Source organism: Marinobacter azerbaijanicus (genome assembly GCF_030250645.1).
Lineage (GTDB): Bacteria > Pseudomonadota > Gammaproteobacteria > Pseudomonadales > Oleiphilaceae > Marinobacter > Marinobacter azerbaijanicus.
Window position 1 is genome coordinate 1 of sequence record NZ_JASSVS010000063.1, and the last position, 1,372, is coordinate 1,372.

A 1,372-nucleotide genomic window follows, 5' to 3' on the forward strand; every position below is an offset into this window, starting at 1 on the left:
CAGTTCTCCGACGTGTTCGCCAACTCCAAGGTCGGCCTGGGCACGCGTGTATCGGCCGTGCTGCAGAACTTCAATGAAGGAAACATCGAGTCGACCAGCCGCAACCTGGATCTGGCGGTGGCCGGCGATGGCTTCTTCCGCTACATGGATACCAGCGGTGAGGTGGTCTATTCGCGCAATGGCCAGCTCTCGATGACCGCAAACGGCGATCTGATCAACGCCCAAGGCTTTCAGATCATGGGGTATGGCCTGAACGCACAAGGTGAAGTCCAGGTAGGCGGTCAGCCCCAAGCGTTGAACGTATCGGCGGAAGAGTTGGCGGCAAGTGCTACCACCAATGTCAGTACAGTGCTCAATTTGGACTCGCGCGAGAATATCAGTGACGAACTCAACACTGCCGAAGTCAACGGCACCGAGATCGACTACCACTACGCTAATAACTTCACCGTTTATGATTCGTTGGGCAATCCGTTGAATACCACTGTGTATTACGAAAAGGTGGGTGACAACCTATGGCAGGCCAAGGTTGTAGCAGATGGTGCCTACGATGCAAATAACGATTTCCTGATGCGGTTTAACTCGAACGGTAAGCTGGCTGGCGTTGGTGAACCGATTGACCAGGCTCTGATGGATGCGTTGGCCGATGCCGAAACCAATCTTACCGCTTTTCAGTCCGTGCTTGGCGATTTGCAGGAAATGAGTGAAGACGACTGGAACAATATGGACGATACGGCCGCGCGAGAGGCTTATTTACGCAGTTTAAGTGACAACTCGGAGGTGCAGGAGGCTATTGACGGAATCGCTGATTTCGATGATCTGGCTGGGGTCTTGGCCAGCCTGGAGAGCAGTACTGACAACGCGGAGGATGAGCGCGATCTGGCCAGCCAGAACGTCAATGACGCGGTGGCCGCCTTGACCGGCAATCAAGTGGCGCTGAGCTTTGGCGCTACCAATGGTGCCGAGGATGTCAATTACACCCTCAATCTGGCTGGCTCGACCCAGTTTGGCAATAGCTCTACCGTAAGCAGCTTGACCCAGAACGGCTACACCTCGGGCACCTTGGTGGGCATCACCATCGACGAGGATGGTGTCATCATGCGCAACTACTCCAACGAGGAGTCGCGCCCCGCCGGCCAGATTTCGCTGGTCAGCTTCCGCAACCCCGAAGGGCTCACACCCGCCGGTGACAATGTCTGGCGCGCTTCCAATGCCTCGGGGCAGGAACTGGTCGGCGCGCCGGGTACCGGGCTGCTGGGGGGGATTGTCGCCGGTGCGATCGAGACGTCCAACGTGGACATGGCGGGCGAGCTGGTCAACATGATCGTGGCGCAGCGGGCCTACCAGGCCAACTACCAGAAGATCTATACTCAGG

At 57.1% G+C, this 1,372-nt stretch carries 1 protein-coding gene; it reads left to right on the forward strand.

Going from position 1 to position 1,372, the window contains the following annotated elements; translation table 11 throughout:
- A partial coding sequence (locus QPM17_RS23595) for a flagellar hook protein FlgE (protein ID WP_285394186.1) occupies nt 1-1,372 on the forward strand: 1,372 nt, incomplete at both ends.